Origin of the sequence: Paenibacillus sp. FSL M7-1414, assembly GCF_038003195.1 — a bacterium.
Classification (GTDB): Bacteria; Bacillota; Bacilli; order Paenibacillales; family Paenibacillaceae; genus Paenibacillus; species Paenibacillus amylolyticus.
Genome location: NZ_JBBOOS010000001.1, coordinates 1489216 through 1507872, shown reverse-complemented (window position 1 = coordinate 1507872; position 18657 = coordinate 1489216). Strand labels below are relative to the sequence as shown.

At 45.2% G+C, this 18657-nt stretch carries 19 protein-coding genes; 3 read left to right on the top strand and 16 right to left on the bottom strand.

Annotation, left to right across the window (positions count from 1 at the left end; all coding sequences use genetic code 11):
- Positions 1-82 precede the first annotated feature (82 nt).
- The 5 genes from MHH92_RS06690 to MHH92_RS06670 form a co-directional block, all read right to left on the bottom strand.
- On the bottom strand, positions 83-814 hold the full coding sequence (locus MHH92_RS06690; protein WP_340902771.1) for a hypothetical protein: 732 nt from the start codon (positions 812-814) through the stop codon (positions 83-85).
- 138 nt (positions 815-952) lie between these two features.
- Positions 953-1240, bottom strand: coding sequence for a hypothetical protein (locus MHH92_RS06685; protein WP_101314123.1), 288 nt, complete (start codon positions 1238-1240; stop codon positions 953-955).
- Positions 1241-1421: 181 nt separating this feature from the next.
- On the bottom strand, positions 1422-1910 hold the full coding sequence (locus MHH92_RS06680; RefSeq protein WP_091033740.1) for a DinB family protein: 489 nt from the start codon (positions 1908-1910) through the stop codon (positions 1422-1424).
- A gap of 27 nt (positions 1911-1937) precedes the next feature.
- Positions 1938-2873: an AraC family transcriptional regulator gene (locus MHH92_RS06675; protein WP_340902767.1), complete on the bottom strand. Its 936-nt coding sequence runs from the start codon at positions 2871-2873 to the stop codon at positions 1938-1940.
- A gap of 240 nt (positions 2874-3113) precedes the next feature.
- Positions 3114-3968, bottom strand: a complete 855-nt coding sequence (locus MHH92_RS06670) for a helix-turn-helix transcriptional regulator (RefSeq protein WP_244898297.1) — start codon at positions 3966-3968, stop codon at positions 3114-3116.
- A 105-nt stretch (positions 3969-4073) separates the two neighbouring features.
- Between MHH92_RS06670 and MHH92_RS06665 the strand changes: the two genes are divergently transcribed.
- Positions 4074-7193, top strand: coding sequence for a glycoside hydrolase family 2 TIM barrel-domain containing protein (locus MHH92_RS06665; protein WP_340902765.1), 3120 nt, complete (start codon positions 4074-4076; stop codon positions 7191-7193).
- A 94-nt stretch (positions 7194-7287) separates the two neighbouring features.
- Complete coding sequence (locus tag MHH92_RS06660) at positions 7288-8076, top strand: hypothetical protein (protein WP_340902763.1); 789 nt, start codon at positions 7288-7290, stop codon at positions 8074-8076.
- Between the two features lie 118 nt (positions 8077-8194).
- Here MHH92_RS06660 and MHH92_RS06655 read toward each other — a convergent pair whose 3' ends face one another.
- The 11 genes from MHH92_RS06655 to MHH92_RS06605 form a co-directional block, all read right to left on the bottom strand.
- A complete protein-coding gene (locus tag MHH92_RS06655; protein WP_340902762.1) occupies positions 8195-8542 on the bottom strand; it encodes a hypothetical protein in 348 nt (115 codons plus the stop codon).
- A gap of 71 nt (positions 8543-8613) precedes the next feature.
- The gene (locus tag MHH92_RS06650) at positions 8614-9672 is read right to left on the bottom strand and encodes a flavin-containing monooxygenase (protein ID WP_340902761.1); all 1059 of its coding nucleotides are present in this window, start codon (positions 9670-9672) and stop codon (positions 8614-8616) included.
- Positions 9673-9906: 234 nt separating this feature from the next.
- A complete protein-coding gene (locus MHH92_RS06645; protein WP_340902759.1) occupies positions 9907-10143 on the bottom strand; it encodes a hypothetical protein in 237 nt (78 codons plus the stop codon).
- A gap of 122 nt (positions 10144-10265) precedes the next feature.
- On the bottom strand, positions 10266-10709 hold the full coding sequence (locus MHH92_RS06640; RefSeq protein ID WP_340902758.1) for a hypothetical protein: 444 nt from the start codon (positions 10707-10709) through the stop codon (positions 10266-10268).
- 204 nt (positions 10710-10913) lie between these two features.
- Complete coding sequence (gene groL / locus MHH92_RS06635) at positions 10914-12548, bottom strand: chaperonin GroEL (protein WP_340902756.1); 1635 nt, start codon at positions 12546-12548, stop codon at positions 10914-10916.
- A gap of 73 nt (positions 12549-12621) precedes the next feature.
- Positions 12622-12903, bottom strand: a complete 282-nt coding sequence (gene groES, locus MHH92_RS06630; RefSeq protein WP_017690077.1) for a co-chaperone GroES — start codon at positions 12901-12903, stop codon at positions 12622-12624.
- A gap of 400 nt (positions 12904-13303) precedes the next feature.
- Positions 13304-14086 (bottom strand): twin-arginine translocase subunit TatC, encoded by a 783-nt coding sequence (gene tatC, locus MHH92_RS06625; RefSeq protein ID WP_017690078.1) that lies wholly within the window; start codon positions 14084-14086, stop codon positions 13304-13306.
- 78 nt (positions 14087-14164) lie between these two features.
- A complete protein-coding gene (gene tatA / locus MHH92_RS06620; protein WP_036668966.1) occupies positions 14165-14413 on the bottom strand; it encodes a twin-arginine translocase TatA/TatE family subunit in 249 nt (82 codons plus the stop codon).
- 214 nt (positions 14414-14627) lie between these two features.
- Positions 14628-15113, bottom strand: a complete 486-nt coding sequence (locus MHH92_RS06615; RefSeq protein ID WP_017690080.1) for a MogA/MoaB family molybdenum cofactor biosynthesis protein — start codon at positions 15111-15113, stop codon at positions 14628-14630.
- A gap of 37 nt (positions 15114-15150) precedes the next feature.
- Positions 15151-15654, bottom strand: a complete 504-nt coding sequence (gene moaC / locus MHH92_RS06610; RefSeq protein WP_223869015.1) for a cyclic pyranopterin monophosphate synthase MoaC — start codon at positions 15652-15654, stop codon at positions 15151-15153.
- Between the two features lie 15 nt (positions 15655-15669).
- Positions 15670-16308 carry a 5-formyltetrahydrofolate cyclo-ligase gene (locus tag MHH92_RS06605; RefSeq protein WP_340902748.1) on the bottom strand — a complete coding sequence of 213 codons (639 nt, stop codon included), beginning with the start codon at positions 16306-16308 and terminating at the stop codon, positions 15670-15672.
- 279 nt (positions 16309-16587) lie between these two features.
- Between MHH92_RS06605 and MHH92_RS06600 the strand changes: the two genes are divergently transcribed.
- Positions 16588-18546: an ABC-F family ATP-binding cassette domain-containing protein gene (locus tag MHH92_RS06600; protein ID WP_340902747.1), complete on the top strand. Its 1959-nt coding sequence runs from the start codon at positions 16588-16590 to the stop codon at positions 18544-18546.
- Positions 18547-18657 lie beyond the last annotated feature (111 nt).

The following is an 18657-nucleotide window of genomic DNA, read 5'->3' as shown; positions in this document are numbered from 1 at the left end:
AGCTTATACCTTAAATTAATCGAATGACCGTCAGGATAAACAACATTTATAATCTGTATACGTTCATACCTTCTAATTACACTTATAATTGCTTAGCCAATTTCTCAAATTGATTGATATGAGGCTTGATCTCTTTTTCTACACTTTTTATAAAAGAACTAAATTGCTTGCGATCATACTCATCTCCAACACCAACACTTTTATATATTTTTCCCTTTTGGTATGTAAACGAGAAGAAATAGTTATTCTTTAATCCATTCAAAATATTTCCGGCATCTCCCAAGATTTTAAGACTCATTTTCGAATCTTTGTAAGCAAACGAATATGGAGGGTCTGCTACTGCTGCATGCTGAATATCATACCCAGTTACCCATTGATCTTTGACAAACGCCCCACTCTGAAGACGCATTCTTAACATCACATCATCCAGAGAAGTTTTTTTTATCTCAAGTTTACCTTGACCATCTTTCTTGTCACTCTTCCAGTTCCCATCATACTTGGACTCTGTAATACTGTCCTCTCCGCGTGTTATAACTTTATATACGCCGTGTCCCGAACGTTTTCCCTGTGCCCAGCTTCCTTTGTAGGTTTTGGTTTTCCCCCAGGTCATGGTTCCATTCCCGTGAGGTTTTCCATTTTTGGTCTCTCCATAATATGTAGCCCCATTGCCATACTCCAGAGTAGTCTGTTCATTCGCCGCCTGAGCAACATGTGGTGACAGGATTGCAGACAATCCTAAGGTTATCCCCAAAATACAGATGAACATCTTTCTAAACATCAAATCTCCCTTTCTCTCGCTGTATAAGAAATTCATTCTTATAACAACCTATTAATCAAATAATAAGACTCTAGTATAATATCACTTTCAATCCAGAAGGTTCCACATAAAAAAAAGAAAAACCCCTGCCGACAAGATGTCCGACAGAGGTCATTCCATTCCAGTCTACACCAATTACAAATCACCTACGGCAAATTGAATTGTTCCGGAAGCTGCGCCTCCAAGGTTAGCTAACAAGGCAAACACCAGAACTCCACCAGCAGAAATGGTAAGGCTGCTGTTTACAGGAACAACGTAAGTGACTACTGGTGCATTAACACGTGTGATCACGAGAGATACCGGAAAAGGTCCAAAGTTGTTCACTGTAGCGCTGGCATTTGTGCCTCCAGCCAAGTTTTCATAGTAGGACTTGCCTACACCGGCTGGAAGATTGTAAAACTGTTGCGGTAAAAGGATGGCCATTGAAATCACCTCCTTTTTGCTTTGATACGGTATTCTATGCTTGAAATCTATTAAAGAAACGGTGAATTACCAGCGTCATAATGTCCAATTTTGATAGACTTCATAGATTGATAGACGAATGTACGCAAAAAAAGCCCCACCGGACCATCCGGTGGAGCCAACTAAGCTTACTTTAGTTTAATTACGCATACAGCATGAAAAAGTTCAGTTCATGGCCCTGCTGCTTGAGATAGTTATACAGCTGCGAACGGTGATGGAATACGTGTGTTACCGTTTCAATCTGCCATTGAACCTGCAAGTGACCATGTTCCATATAAAAAGCTTTTGTTGAACGATTCAAAAAGTCGTCTTCACTCAATCCCGTGATATAAGCTTTGTAGGATTCGAAATTGCTCCATAATGTTGCTTCAAGCTTCTCGATATCCTCAATCCCCGACAGGCTATTCTCCACCAGCCCAACCTCAGCTTCACCTTTTTCCTGCATAATGGCAAGATCCGATGCCGTGATTTGGATAAAGTGATGCACTAGCTCCACCAATGAACGCATATTCTCCTGTGGACGATACGACCAATCCTCCGAACGGATCAAGCGAATTAACGAAGCCCCCGTCCGTACGCCTGTTTCCAATTCATTTAACAAGTGATCCCGAATCTGCAATGTTCCATTCATATATGATGTCTCCCTTATCTTTTATTCTCACGACTTCAGTATAACCGAAGGTGCTACAGATCTATTGTACAAATCGGACAACATTCTGCCATGCTCCCTGGCTGCCGTCAGCGGAGTCTCTCCATAAAACTTGCGAAATTGCCGAATCAGATGGGCTTGGTCAAAAAATCCATGATTCTGGGCAAGCATTGCCCAGTCTGCCGTGTTCCCTTGATGAATATCACTCAGCACACGATGAAAACGAACCACCTCACTGAATCGCTTGGGGCTGATTCCTACCCATTCCGAGAACTTGCGATGCAACTGCCGCTCACTGATCACTTCACGCATCGCCAGCTCTTGGACACTCATACGTCCCCCATCCATAAAGATGCGGTGCAGCACGTTTTTCATCAGATCGTTCTCAGATGTGCTTGCCTGCACGGGCAACGGACTCAAGTACGCATTCATAACCTCTACTCGCTCTGCAAAATGATTCGTTTCAGCCATCCGTTCCTGAAGCTCGTTCAGCTTCTCAGGCCAACATTCCTGAAGGGCAATTCGCTTATCCGTAAACCACTCCAGTGGCATGCCATGGAAGACATGCGCTCCACCCGGGAAGAACCGGACACCAAAGGTGTAGTCTCCAGCAGGGGAACCATCATCGGATGGCTCAGGTACAGCGAACGGCTGTGTATAATTGCCACAGTAAGCATAGGAGTGCTCTGAACAGACTGGGTCGTATGTAATCAGCATGTCCGTGCAACCATCCGGTAATACCCGGGCAGGTACCGTCGTCATTGATCGCTCTGGACCTTCTCTCTTAGCAACTTCCGCATGTGTGTTCGGAAGAGATCCTGATTCCCAATAACAGGCCACATAAGCCATCAGACTGGCAGCAGGTATTTTCTCAACATAATAACTGTTAGGGTACGTTCCATTCATCTGAATAGGCTTAAACAACGGGTGCAAGCTGTGATCCACAATTCCATCCTCCGGTCACTAGAGTTGGTTACACATTATGTATTCATCTATCATACCACCAACCGAAGAAATGAAGAAAAAAAGTGCCCTACCGGAGGACAATCCGATAGGGCCAGTCACACATCTATTTAACACGAGAAGGGGTTTACAAGACTTATCTTACCTTCCCAACCTTAATGGAAACTGAAATTGGGATGAATAACAGATCAAAATTCAAAATGAATAATAGTATTCGGACTTTCAATTCAGTCCATGCAGTTTGCGAAAACGCTCTGGACTCATGCCTGTATGCCTTTTGAACATCGCACAGAAATAACTGGCATTCTCGTAACCCACCCGATCAGCAACTTCATATATTCGAAGCTCTCTCTCACTGAACATGAGTTGTTTGCTTCGATTGATCCGTTCCTGGTTCACGTAAAATACAGGTCTGGTATGGAGTGCCCTCTGAAACAGCCTGCACAAATATTGGGGAGATACCACAGCCACATCGGCCAGTTCTTTCAGCGAAAGCGAACGATCCAGATGCTCTGCGATATAACGCAGCACAGGCTTCAAGCGCTCCAGTTCATCATTATAATTGGCGGATGCGATGAGCAGTGGCTTCAGATCCAGCAGCAGGGCATATAATTGTTTGGAACACTCCACATCGTAATCTGCGTAATCCGTATCACCGCCATTCTCTCCTCTAACCAGAAGTTGCTCCAGGCCACGTAGCAGCGTTGCTGTCCTGAGTCTGCATACGCGTGAACCAGTTATCCCCGCATAAGATAATAACTGGCTAGCCTCTCTCCCCTGAAACGAGACCCAAGCCAGTTCCCAACGGTCACTGATGGGCATATATCGATGCGGAACATCGGGGTACAGAAAGAAAACGTCACCCGGTCCGACGATATACTCGTCCTCTTGTATAATCAGTCTCCCCTGACCATGAATAATCTGGTGGATCTGATAATCCGGGAATCCCTCTGGACGCTCAGTTTCATATTGGTGTTCCCAGTAACCAACCGTGGTCATATAGATCGGCAGGCGAGCAGCTTCTTCTGTTTTACCAAAAAAAATCCGGGTATCCATCCAGTACACCACTTTCTCCATCGTTAGTTTCATATTGTGATATATATGGGCAATATTCTTTATTCTCTAAGTCATCATTCAATTCTATAATGACAATATTATAACATTTCAGAAGGAGTTGCTGTTATGCGAAAGAAACTGGTACACACCCCTCCGGCAAATGGATACCCGGAATGGAACAATAATCCCGAGACTTTTCAAGTAAACCGTCTACCCGCACATGCTTCTATGGTAGCGTTTCCATCTATAACAGAAGCATTGTCCAATGATTCCAGCGCATCGCCATGGTACGAATCACTGAATGGTCAATGGAAGTTTGCCTTTGCGGAGACACCGGAGCAACGGATTACATCCTTTTATGAGAACAACTATGATGCCAGTGACTGGGACGAGATCGCCGTTCCTTCCAACTGGCAGCTACAAGGGTACGATTATCCCCACTATACAAATATGACGTACCCGTGGGTCGAGCGTGAGCCTGAATTGAAGCCACCATTTGCACCAACAACTTATAATCCGGTGGGTTCGTACATCCGCACGTTTACTGTTCCTGCAGACTGGAAAGACCGGCCTGTCCTGCTTCATTTTGAGGGCGTTGAATCTGCCTTTTATGTATGGGTGAACGGGGAGCTGGTCGGTTATAGCGAAGATACGTTCACGCCCGCAGAATTTGATATCACTTCGTATCTAACGGAAGGTGAGAACAAGCTCGCTGTGGAGGTATATCGCTGGTGTGATGCGAGCTGGCTGGAGAATCAGGATTTCTGGCGGTTAAGCGGCATCTTCCGTGGTGTATATTTGCATTCACCTTCACCGGTTCAGATCGCCGATTTCTTTGTTCGTACTGAACTGGATGACGCATATCAGGATGCCGAGCTACTGCTGGACCTGAAGTTATTTAATCATAATGAAGCGCAGACCCATACCGGATTGTCCGTTCTGGCGCAGCTCTATGATGCACAACAGCAGGCTGTACTGAAGCAGCCACTTACTGCGGCCGTTACTTTCCAGGGCGAGGATAAACTTTCATTTAATTTGTCAGCAGAGGTTATTCAACCGCTTCTATGGAGCGCTGAGTCCCCTAACCTGTATACACTTGTGCTGTCCATTCAGGACGAATCAGGCGAAACACTGGAAGCAGTCCGTAGCCGGATCGGATTCCGTAAGTTTGAACTGAAGGACGGCCTGATGCAAATCAATGGCAAACGCATTTTATTTAAAGGCGTCAATCGTCATGAATTTTCCCCGGATAAGGGTCGAGCCATTGGACGGGAAGACATGATTCGTGACATCGAGTTGATGAAGTCCTATAACGTTAACGCGGTGCGTACATCCCATTATCCGAATCAGTCACTCTGGTACGAACTGTGTGATGAATATGGCCTTTATGTCATTGACGAAACGAATCTGGAAACTCACGGTACCTGGGAATATGGGCAAAAGGAAATGAATGAAAACAATATTCCCGCGAGCAAGCCTGAATGGCGTAATAACGTAATAGATCGCTGTAACTCGATGTTCCAGCGGGACAAAAACCATGCGTCCGTTATTATCTGGTCTCTGGGTAATGAATCCTTCGGCGGCGATAACTTCATCGCCATGTACGATTATCTGAAACAAGTCGATCCAACCCGTCTCGTTCATTATGAAGGGACTTTCCATTATCGCCCTTCTGATTCGGCAAGTGATATTGAATCGACGATGTATATCAGTCCACAAGATGTGGAGCAATACGCGCGCATGAAGGGTCCGAAGAAACCTTATATTATCTGCGAATACAGCCATGCCATGGGTAATTCTTGTGGAGGTCTGCATCTGTATTGGGATTTGTTCGATAAATATGATGTGTTGCAGGGTGCATTCATCTGGGACTGGGTTGATCAGTCCATTCGTACCACTACGGCAGACGGTGTAGAATATTTTGCTTATGGTGGCGATTTCGGTGAATCTCCTCATGATGGCAATTTCTGCGGGAACGGATTGATTCTGGCGGATAAGACGGTTACACCGAAGCTGGAAGAAGTGAAGAAATGTTATCAGAACGTTCGTATGGAAACCGTTGATGTCAAAGACGGCCTGCTTCGTATCAAAAACCAGTTCCTGTTCACGGATCTGAGCGAATATTCGTTCGTATGGACAGTAACTCACGATGGCAAGTCTGTAGAGAACGGCACACTGGATATCGCGGTACCTCCTGGCGAATCGGTTGAAGTCCGAATCCCGTACACTCCATCGTCCGATCTGTTCCAGGAAGCGGTGCTGACTGTATCTCTGGTTACAAAAATCGCAACCAAATGGGCAGGAGTAGGTCATGAGATTGCCTGGGATCAGTTCGTGGTATCTCCGCGATTGCGTCCAATCCAAACGATACGTCAAGGACATGACAATGCGCCGCAGGTACAGGATCTGCAAGATGAATTGAAAGTGACTACAGGCCAAGTCACGTTGAGCTTCAATCCAGCCACTGGCGCGTTAACATCCTATCAGATTAACAATCAGGAGCAATTGCTCGCACCTGTCCGGCCGAGTTTTTGGAGAGCCATGACAGACAATGATATGGGGAACCGCCTGAATGAGCGTTCTGCCTTCTGGAGAGATGCTCACGCTACCAGCAGATTAATTCGCTTTGAGCACCATGCAGACGAGCAAGGTATTCTCGTAACGACCGATTATACGTGGGATCAACATCCGGGATGTACGCTGTCCATCACATACCGAATTGATGCGGATGGTGTATTGGAAATCAGTCAAAACCTTATTCCAGGCATAGGCTTACCTGATTTACCGGAATTCGGTATGCTGTTGCAACTGAATAACCGCTTGGATACAATCTCTTGGTACGGCAGAGGCCCGCATGACAATTATGCAGACCGTCTAACCAGTGCACGTCTCAGCTATTACACAGGTGCGGTTCGAGATCAATTTGTTCCATATCTGAAACCACAAGAGTGTGGTAACAAAACGGATGTACGCTTTGCAGAAATTACGTCAGCGGATGGTCAGCTTGGCCTTCATGTTGAAGCCACTATACCCTTTGAAATTAATGCGTTGCCGTGGACACCGGAAGAACTGGAAGCAAACGACCATGTGTACAAATTACCTCAGAGCACACAGACTGTCGCCCGCATCAATTACAAACAAATGGGTGTTGGCGGAGATGACAGCTGGAGCGCACGTACCCATGTCGAATACACCTTGCCAGCCAACCGCGCGTATCACTTCACCTTTACGGTAAGACCTGTATAACATCAAGCAAGCACTGCTGGCAGCATGCCGGCAGTGCTTTTTTTGTTGGGGCAGTGAATAGTGGGAGTTTGAACTTTGTCATGGGAACATTATAATGAATGAGGTGCAAGAAAGATTTGTACCAGCTATTACTCTATTACGAGGTGAGAATTTGCAATATCTGTTTACCACTCTCTTCATTCTTGGATTTATCGCTTTTTTGGGATTTGTTGTTGGGATGATCTTGTCTATTCGCAAAGGTAATAGGTTGCCAATCAGATATATTTTTCTAACAACGGCCTGTTTTGCGATTGCTTCAATAGGTTTGTATGGGATGCTGAATTTATCTTCGAACTCTACTCAGTCTGAAATAGATCAGGCGGTGGAACACGAATCAAGTGATGCTACAACAGAAAAAAAATCGGAAACTTCACCCCAGATTAAACTTTCTGGCCTCCACATGACTACCGATGAATTTAAAAACAAGTTTACTGGCGCCGTAGGAAAATACCGACTGAATGGTTTGAGTATTACCCGCTTGAATATGAAAGAGTCTTCTGAGCAGGGCACTGGCACTTTCGAGTATGTATTCAATGACGAGTTACGTTTGGTTGGTGCAGTGAATGCAGATGAGAGCATACAGGAAGTCAGGTTGTCCGCAACTGGTGATACGCGTAAACCAACAGGTGGAATTTTCTTGACTGCTATCGCCACACTCATTCTCACAACCAATAGTGATTACACGTATAACGATGCACAAGATGTCATCCAGGATATCGGTCTATTGGATCGTGATGTGAATCAGTCTGATTTTGATGGAGCGACAGTTCGCAACGGATTAGAATATCGCTTCAGCGTACAGGATTCTGAGCACTCTACTTTTGAAATAACTGTTGCGAGATAAGATGCGATTGTGCAAAAAGGCCGCTCCATGAAGGAACGGCCTAACGTGTAAAATGTACTATTGAAATGATTCAGTAATTGTGACCAAACCAATGATGAGCACTTCCCGCATGCGAGAGTTACTCAAAAGTTACAATCTCGCTTTGATTGTTCCAACTCATTTTAAAGGTAATCGGGTCTTTCGTATTCTCCGCCTCAGTAACCGTTCCCGACATACTGAATGGTACCCCTTGTTCCTCAAGCGCTTTCCCCTGCTGGTCTATATTATTGCCGGTAAGGTCAAACACAAAATCCTTTATACGCTTTTCATCACCGATGTAGATGATACTATAGATCCCTGTTGACCTCTGAAGAGACACATCCCAGTTATCGCTTTTTCCATGTAGCCTATCATCCGCACCACAAGCTGAGACAATAGATAAAAGTAATATAATACAAAGAATCAATGGCAATTTAAATAATTTCATAAAATCCCTCCTTTTAGGATTATACCCAAAAATATAGGTTGTTATATTTGCTAATTATCCCAGAATCTTCTCTAGTATAATGTATCTTGCTTTTGAATCATATGATTAACGATTTTCTGAGCATCGCATTTAACCCATCCCAACAGTGCTGAACCCCGTGATGTTTGCCAAGGTAGCCCTACAAAGTACAGTCCAGCAACCGGTGATACGCCTCTCTCGTGTATAATTACACCTTGGGCATCAAAAGCAGTATCGATATCGATCCAACTATCATTTCGCTTAAACCCAGTCGCCCAGATAATATTGTCTATTCGTGTCTCACTACCATCCTCATATAGGATGCGGTCATCTATTGCATTAATGGCACGTGGGCGCAGGTTAACTTTTCCTTGGGTCATCAATTCTTTTAACTCATAGCCATATACGTACTCAGGCTGATTTCTCAACCATTTTCCAACCATACGATCTGCACTTGCACGTAATATTCCGAGCTTTTCAAAATACCAGAATATACTTCGTTTCATAATATGCAAAGGCCTAAAGGTAATATTTCGAGCTATGGATATGTATACGGTTTGTTTATCATCTGATGTTAACTCTACGGCGATTTGGGCACCTGAATTTCCTCCGCCTACAACTACTGTTGTTCCAGGAAGCAATTGAGAGATATTTTTATATTCTGATGAATGAAGCTGAATTACACTCTCGGATAATGATTTTGCAAAATGAGGAACATTTTTGGTCTGGAAAGGCCCCGTCGCAACGATAATATTGCGCGCTTCAATCATTCCATCATTGGTTTCAGCATAGTACACCTCATCTTGCTTCGAGAGACGGGAGATTACACAGTTTAACTTTATAGGAAGCTGCATTTGCTTGGCGTAACTTTCAAAATAATCTGCAATTTCATCTTTGCTTGGCAAGCTATTTTCATTTCCACTAAGAGGCATTCCCGGTAAGCCATCATACATGCGTGGGGTAAAAAGACGCAAGGAATCGTACCGTTTACGCCAAGATTCCCCGATAGATGAGGCAGCATCAACGATTAAAAAGGTTAACCCCGACTGTTGAAGATAGTAACCTGCTGCCAAGCCTCCTTGCCCAGCTCCGATAACCAATACATCGTACATACCTATCATCCCCAATATCATTTTATGTATTAATATATGAGCACTTGTTCATATGTTTATTTTACTTAACAACTTTCTGTTTAGCAATAGAAGATGAACACATCCGTCCTTTTTTTGAAAAATCAACATTAAAAAAGACTCCCTTACGGGAGCCTTTACTCATTTAAGCGTAGGATACATGTAACGTAACTTTGATCCTAAGTATGATATGTTCTTTTGTTCGTTCGTTAGTTATTACCTGGTGTATCTATCGATGTCATCGATCGCAGACTCGTGCTCTCTTCTATGATGATCCTCATGCTGACGAACGTCATTCTTTAACTTTGCTAAGAATCCCCATCCCATAAAGGCAAGGATAAGTACGGTAATCAGTGCATAAGCAAAGTTATATAGATTCATAAAAAAGTTGATAAATATTGCAGCGAGCATCAAGCCCAGAATCAATAATGTCCACTTTGTACTCTTTCTCAAATCATTTCCTCCTCAAGTCGTTACTTATAAGCTCTCTATGTATCACAGTACATACGAAACCATAGGAACGAGGTTTCAATCTCAGGGCTTCAAATCTACATTTAGAGCGAATTACCGAATCTTTAATTAACATCAGTTCCAAGAGAAAGATCCAATATGCCCGACATCCCTTGCGCAGAAGAGGTACTTACATAATACGAACCCATCGACAATGCTTTGTCACTATAATATGTATGCTCTTTCCCATCTGCTGGAACACTGCCAGACGTTATCGCGGTTCCACTAGTAGATCCTTCATTGATCGTAAATGTAAAGTGTTTCGAACCCGTGTTTTTAAAACTCACTTTCACATAACTAAATCCTGCCCGAATATCAAACCGATGCGTATTTGTAGTACCTGCGAAATTCTCATTATTAATTACTGTGAATGTAGTTAATGGAGTATCACCAGCTTCATTTACTACTTTTACAAATTTTCGTTCGGAATTAAAAGTGAAATTATAAATAAAGATGATAACAGCAGCAGACACCAAACCTGCCACTATCATTTTTCTAATATGTTTCATGATATATGACCTCCATATCTCTTGATACTAACTTTGATTATATAAATACTCAACAACACAAAAACCACTCCTTAATAATTTCTAAGAAGTGGTTTTTGTATTATTTATAATTTGTAACAGTGACTGCTTCACAAATTCTTGTCACATCGTAACGAGAATTCACTCTGCCAGGCACATGATGCTTTAAAGGTTTTTACACCTTTATTACATCATGCCGCCCATTCCACCCATACCGCCCATATCAGGCATTCCGCCACCAGCACCTGCTGGTTCTGGTTTGTCAGCGATAACTGCTTCAGTAGTCAGGAACATAGCTGCTACGGAAGCCGCGTTTTGCAATGCATAACGAGTTACTTTCGCAGGGTCAACGATACCAGCTTCGATCATGTTAACCCACTCGCCAGTTGCAGCGTTGAAGCCGATGCCTGTTTGTTCTTTTTTCAGACGTTCCACGATTACGGAACCTTCTTCGCCAGCGTTAGCTGCGATTGTGCGGATTGGTGCTTCCAGAGCACGCAGGACGATGTTTACGCCTGTTTGCTCGTCACCGGACAGAGCTACAGCCGCAACCGCGCTATATACGTTCATGAGCGCTGTACCACCACCGGATACGATACCTTCTTCAACCGCTGCGCGAGTTGCGTTCAGGGCATCTTCGATGCGAAGTTTGCGTTCTTTCAATTCTGTTTCAGTAGCCGCACCAACTTTGATTACTGCTACACCGCCGGACAATTTAGCCAGACGCTCTTGCAGTTTCTCTTTGTCGAACTCGGAAGTTGTTTCTTCCAATTGTGTACGGATTTGGCTAACACGTGCATCGATATCGGATTTGTTACCAGCACCGTCAACGATGATTGTGTTTTCTTTTGTTACGCGGATTTGACGAGCTGTACCCAGTTGTTCCACAACAGCGGATTTCAGGTCCAGACCCAGTTCTTCCGTGATCAATTGGCCACCAGTGAGGGCAGCGATGTCTTGCAGCATTGCTTTACGACGGTCACCGAATCCTGGAGCTTTAACAGCTACAGCATTGAATGTACCACGCAATTTGTTCACAACCAGCATAGCCAGTGCTTCGCCTTCGATATCTTCAGCGATCAATACCAGCGGTTTGCCTTGTTGAACGATTTTCTCAAGCAATGGCAAGATATCTTGCGTGCTGGAGATTTTTTTGTCTGTGATCAAGATGTACGGATTGTCCAAAACAGCTTCCATTTTGTCCGTATCTGTGATCATGTAAGGAGAGATGTATCCACGGTCGAATTGCATACCTTCAACCACTTCAAGTTCTGTAGCGAATCCTTTGGATTCTTCTACTGTGATTACGCCATCTTTACCTACTTTTTCCATAGCTTCAGCGATCAGTTCGCCTACTTCTTCGTCAGCTGCAGAGATTGCTGCAACTTGTGCGATGGATTGTTTGGAATCGATTGGTTTGGAGATGGATTGCAATTCAGCAACCGCAGCTTTAACCGCTTTGTCGATCCCTTTACGGATACCGATTGGGCTAGCGCCTGCAGTTACGTTTTTCAGGCCTTCTGTGACCAGCGCTTGCGCCAATACAGTTGCTGTTGTAGTACCGTCACCGGCAACATCGTTGGTTTTTGTTGCTACTTCTTTAACCAGTTGTGCACCCATGTTCTCGAATGCATCTTCCAGTTCGATTTCTTTAGCAATGGTTACACCATCGTTAGTGATGAGTGGGCTTCCGAATTTTTTCTCCAGAACCACGTTACGGCCTTTAGGACCGAGTGTTACTTTTACTGCATTAGCCAATGCGTCCACACCACGAAGCATGGAGCGACGAGCGTCTTCACTGAATTTAATGTCTTTAGCCATGTTAAGAAAACCTCCCTAGTTTTTGTTGGAAAATGGTCGTGCTATATGGTTCGGTTATCCGATTAAATTTGAATTAGTCGAGAATCGCGTGAATATCGCTTTCTTTCATAATCAAATATTCTTTACCTTCGAATTTGATTTCTGTACCGGCATATTTGGAGAAAATAACGCGATCTCCTTCTTTCACTTCCAGAGCTACACGTACGCCGTCTTTCAATACTCCAGCACCAACTGCAATGATTCTACCCTCTTGCGGTTTTTCTTTGGCGGAGTCCGGGAGTACGATCCCGAAAGAAGTTGTTTGTTCTTGCTCCAGTGGTTCTACCAATACGCGTTCACCTAAAGGTCTGATCATGAAAAATAGCCTCCTTTTGAAATTATATAACGTTACATTGTAGGTTGTAGCCATATGTATTAGCACTCGACAGTGTTCAGTGCTAACAACCAACTTTATGATACTCAACTTGAAGCATGATTTCAAGTCCTTTTGACGAATTCCTGCGAGAATTTACGTTGAATTTACATAATCATAGCCAAATTACACCCGCTGTGCCTGGTTCTATGTTGCAATTCACTAATCTTATTCTACGAAATTGTTTAACCCTTCTGCAACGTTAACAGACAGTCCCTTCCCCATTGTATCCATTGTTGAACATAATATGCCTGCTTGTCCTGTCGTGTTGGTCGGCAGTCTACAGAAATAGCCCGGATAAGAACATACCGTCTTTTCCGGGCACATTACAGCTTATCCTCATTCAGCCCGCATGTTTCTTATCCTCGGCACGAACGTAGCGGGATTCGATCTCTTCATCGGCTGCAAGCTGCTTGCGATATACGATTGCGGATAATAACACACTGATCTCATATAACAAGAGCAAGGGAATCATCACAAGCAGATCTGATATAAAGTCTGGAGGTGTAATGACCACTGCAATGAAGATCAGAACAAAGTAAGAGACTCTGCGCATCTTGCGAAGACGAATTGGATTCAGAATCCGCAGTCCTGTCAGAAACATAATAAGTAAAGGAAGTTCAAATAACAGGGACACAGGCAGCACAATGCCAAACAGGAAGCTGAAATACTGTTTCATCCCGTAGGTCTCCACAAGCCCCATCTTCTCCGTAATCGCTGTCGTGAAGGCGAGTGCCATCGGAAAAATAACGTAATACGAGAAAGCCATACCTGTCAGAAATAAAAGAAACACATAGGGCACATACTTCAGCGTTGCTTTTCGTTCGCGCGGCTTTAGCCCTGGACTAACAAACTTCCAGATCTGATACACCGTAAACGGCAGTGTAATAATAAGTGAGAACAACCCTGCAATCTTCATATAGATGCCAATCCCGTCCCAGAACGAGAAGGCATGTAATACAAAACCTTTTGCCGACTCTGCCTTGGTCAGATATTGGTATACCGGGTCCGCCACAAAAAATCCTGCAATCAGTCCCAGCACAAAAATACTTAATACGTAGATCAGCCGCTTCCGCAGCTCGCTCAGATGTTCCGTAATCGACATTTCTTCCATTTGCTGCGTCATGCCTGCCCCCCATTATTGCCAGCTTAAAATACAAAACCCTTCCGGCAGGAAGGGATTTCTCTTTCATTGCCGTCAAGATTATTCCGGCAGGCGTTTATCAGCAGGCTTGTCTGCAGGTGTGCTCTCAGCCGCCAACGGTTTCGCCTTCTCCTGCTCTTTGCGATTGGACGAGTCATCCTCAGAGATAATCTCGCGAGCGCCCTCTTTGAATTCACGGAAGGTACGCCCAACTGCACGTCCCAGTTCCGGAAGTTTGTTGGGTCCAAACAACAACAATGCAATCACGGCCAGCAAAATAAAGCCCGTTGGTCCAATGGAACTAAACATTGATATTCCTCCTCGTCTCAAGCTTCGAAGATGCGCATACTCGGCCAGATGTTCATAGATGTCTCTGCTGCGTTCTTAATTTAAGCCCATCATACCATAGATGTAACCACTTACATAACCCGCAAAATTCACAAATAAGATAAGAGATGTCACTAGAACAATCTAACACCGGTTCATGGCTAATCGGATATCTTGCCCCAGAGTCCGTGCTGGATTATTGCTTGAACTGACCCGTAACCATCAGCAGCGCTTCCGGAAGCTGATCCATAATGGCCGCCAGATGTTCATGCACACCCTTTGGTGTACCTGGCAGATTCACAATCAGCGTGCGTCCACGAATGCCACATACCCCGCGGAACAGCATTGCAGAACGATTTTTGCTCATTACACTGTACCGCATGGCCTCTGCCATCCCGGGAACTTCCCGCTCAATTACGCGCCGGGTCGCTTCCGGAGTAATATCACGAATGGCCAGCTCCGTGCCACCGGTAGTCAGCACCAGATCGGCGTGAAAATAATCCGTCATCTCAATCAAAGCCGCAATAATCTCATCGGGTTCATCCGGAACGATACGGTACTCCACGATTTGACCACCCAGCTCTTCTTCCACCAGCTCCCGAATGACTTGTGCACTCGTATCCTCACGTTCCCCGCGGGCTCCTTTGTCACTGGCTGTCAGGATTGCTGTTCTCCACACCATAAAGATCACCCTTCTCCTCTATGAAAATAAATATTGCCTATCGGCTGTAATCACCGTTTTTGCCACCACTCTTGGAATTCAGCATGGTTGGACCGATAATCATATCTTTTTGCATGGCCTTGCACATGTCATAGACCGTCAGTGCTGCAGCTGAGGCAGCCGTGAGCGCCTCCATCTCAACACCCGTTTTGCCTTCGGTTTTGACAGTAACTTCAATGTGTAATTCATCCACTCCGTTATCATGAAAACGAATATCCACACCCGTCAGTGCCAGCGGATGGCACATCGGAATCCAGTCCGACGTTTTCTTCGCGCCTTGAATCCCGGCAATCTGAGCCACAGCCAGAACATCACCTTTGCCGATTCGGCCCTCCCGAATCGCTTCCAGTGTATCTGGATTCATCGTCACTTTGGTTACGGCCACAGCCGTACGTACGGTAATTTCCTTACCTGAAATATCAACCATCCGGGCCCGCCCCTGTTCATTAAAATGGGTCAGTTTACCACCGGAAGCCTGGCCGTTGTTCACTTCTGAACTCAATCACATCACAACCCTTTATTCGATATGTAATATACCTTCGGTTGTTATCAACAGATCAATCCGCAGATCGAGCAGGTCCATCGGGATCTCCTCCTGTAGCTGACCCGGCAATACCATCGCAGCCATCATCGGTTTCTTGCCCGTCATCACACATGTTGCTGCAAGCGTCTCGGCAAAACGATCATAATAACCGCCGCCATAACCAATACGCCCGCCATGGAGATCATAACCAAGCCCCGGTACCAATATGAGATCGATATCCGGCCAATCATCAGGCGTCAGGACTTCACAGGAATCCTTAGGTTCGGGTATCCCCCATATGCCTGGCTCCAGATCTTGTTCTCCAGTCACTCGCCGTAGCTCCATTCGAGGTGGATTCGCCAACACTTTTGGTGCAAACATCACATCTCCATGATTCCAGCCCTCTTGAAACAGAAAAGCTGTGGACGCTTCGCTTCCATAGGACAAATAACTGAATATGACGAGTGGTCTGTTCACAACCTTGCTCTTGGCCTGTCTAAGGCGCTCCAGCTCCCGCTTCACTCCAGCGTTAATCTTAGTCATCGCCTGCTGATGCATGCTTGCATCCATCAGATCACGGCTCTGTCTCAGTCTGGATCGAAGCTGACTTTTCAGTTCCGCATGATCCTGCATATCCTTGAATAACCTCCTGTTGATAGGGAAGGTAGAAAAAAGCTCTCATTAAAAACAATTTATATGTTATGACCAGTTGTCATCTTGTTGAAATGGTTAAAATGATTCATTTTCTGCAAAATCCTCATGTAATAACATGCCTTCTTTCAGTTTATCATTGATTGATCAAAAAGACTACATGCCCCATGCGTTCCCAATCGGTGCAATTGCTCTGTATTTCATGTAAACTGGGATATAGTTGTCATATCAAGAACTGGACCTATGGAGGAACTTAATTTTATGCTGCTGCAAGTATCCGGAATTATCAAACGTTTTGGTGTCGATCCAATCCTGGACGGCGTGAACTTACAAATATTAGAACGCGAGCGCATCGGCCTCGTTGGTGTAAACGGTGCCGGGAAATCCACTTTGCTCAAAATTGTAGCCGGTGAAATGTCCTATGACGGAGGACAGATTTTCAAGTCCAAAGAAACGACGCTCGGTTACCTCGCTCAGAACAGCGGGCTGCAATCCGACCGTAACATCTGGGAAGAAATGATGAACGTCTTCGCTCACCTGACACAGGCTGAAGCTGATTTGCGTCAGATGGAACGCGATATTGCCGACCCTGCCCAGATGGAAGACGAGAAAAAGTATGCTGACCTGCTGGAACGTTATGCGAAACGCTCCGACTGGTTCAAGGACCATGGCGGTTATGAGATGGAAACCCGCATTCGCAGCGTACTGCACGGGATGGGATTCGGCGAATTTTCGCCAGACACTCCCATTGCTACTCTGAGCGGCGGGCAGAAGACACGCCTTGCGCTTGCTCGTATTTTGCTTCAGGCACCTGATCTGCTCATGCTGGACGAGCCTACCAACTATCTCGATATCGCCACCCTTACTTGGTTGGAAGATTATCTGAGAGGTTATTCAGGCGCACTGCTCGTGGTATCCCATGACCGGTACTTCCTTGATCGACTCGTAACGACCATCGTTGAGATCGAACGTCACCGCTCCAAAAAATATACGGGCAATTACAGCCGTTATATGGAACTCAAAGCTGCCGAATATGAAACTCAGATGAAGCAATATGAGAAACAGCAAGGCGAAATCTCCAAGATGGAAGATTTTGTCCAGAAAAACATTGTACGTGCTTCGACGACCAAACGGGCGCAAAGCCGGCGCAAAGCCCTCGACAAAATGGAGCGGCTTGATAAACCGATGGGAGATTTGAAAAAAGCCCATTTTTCCTTCGAAACCGCCGTTATGTCAGGCAAGGAAGTGCTTCGAGTGGATCAGCTGTCTGTCGCTTATGACGAGGCTTCTCCATTGTTCCGCAACGTATCCTTCGATCTGCGACGCGGGGAAACGGTTGCTCTGATTGGACCAAACGGTATTGGTAAATCCACCATGCTGAAGTGTCTTACGGGAAGTTTACGTCCGGTAAGCGGGGAGATCCAATGGGGAACAAAAGTGCAGATTGGCTATTATGATCAGGAACAGACTGGGCTCAATCCGTCCAACACGGTTCTGGAAGAACTGTGGAGTGCCTATCCCGGGATGGAAGAAGCACGCATTCGGACCGTACTGGGGAACTTTTTGTTCAGCGGTGACGATGTGCTCAAGAAAATCTCCTCCCTCAGCGGCGGTGAGAAGGCACGTGTGTCTCTCTCCAAGCTGATGCTGAAGGAAGCCAACATGCTCATTCTGGATGAGCCTACGAACCATCTCGACCTGTTTGCCAAAGAAGTGCTGGAAGCGGCATTAATGGATTATGAAGGCACCCTGCTGTTCATCTCCCATGACCGGTATTTCCTCAATAAAATGGCTGAACGCATTGTTGAACTTCATCCAGGCGGCACAGAACAATATCTCGGTAATTACGATGATTATGTGGAGAAAAAACAGGAGCTTGAGGACATCGCACGTGAAGCTGCTGAGGCACGTCAGGCTTCAGCCAAGAACTCGTCCAAATCCGATCTGAGCACAGCCACAACCGAAAAATCCGGAGCGGCTTCATTCGAAGCGGAAAAACAGGCGAAGCGTGAAGAGCGCAACCGACAACGCAAGCAGGAAGCTCTGGAACAACAGATTGCAGAGTTGGAAACAAAGATTACCGAACTTGAGGCACAGATGGCTCTGCCTGAAATCTATCAGGATTATATGAAGCTGCAAGAACTCCAGCAACAATCGGAGGAACACAAAGCAGAACTCACCAAAGCCTACGAGGACTGGGAAGAACTAGCTATGGAATAGTGACGAATAGTACAGACTCAGACCATGGCTTGATCGCGTCATACAATTATAGTAGTACCACCGGCTGATTCCTTATTGGGATCAGCTTTTTGTTTGTTGAGGATGCGTATT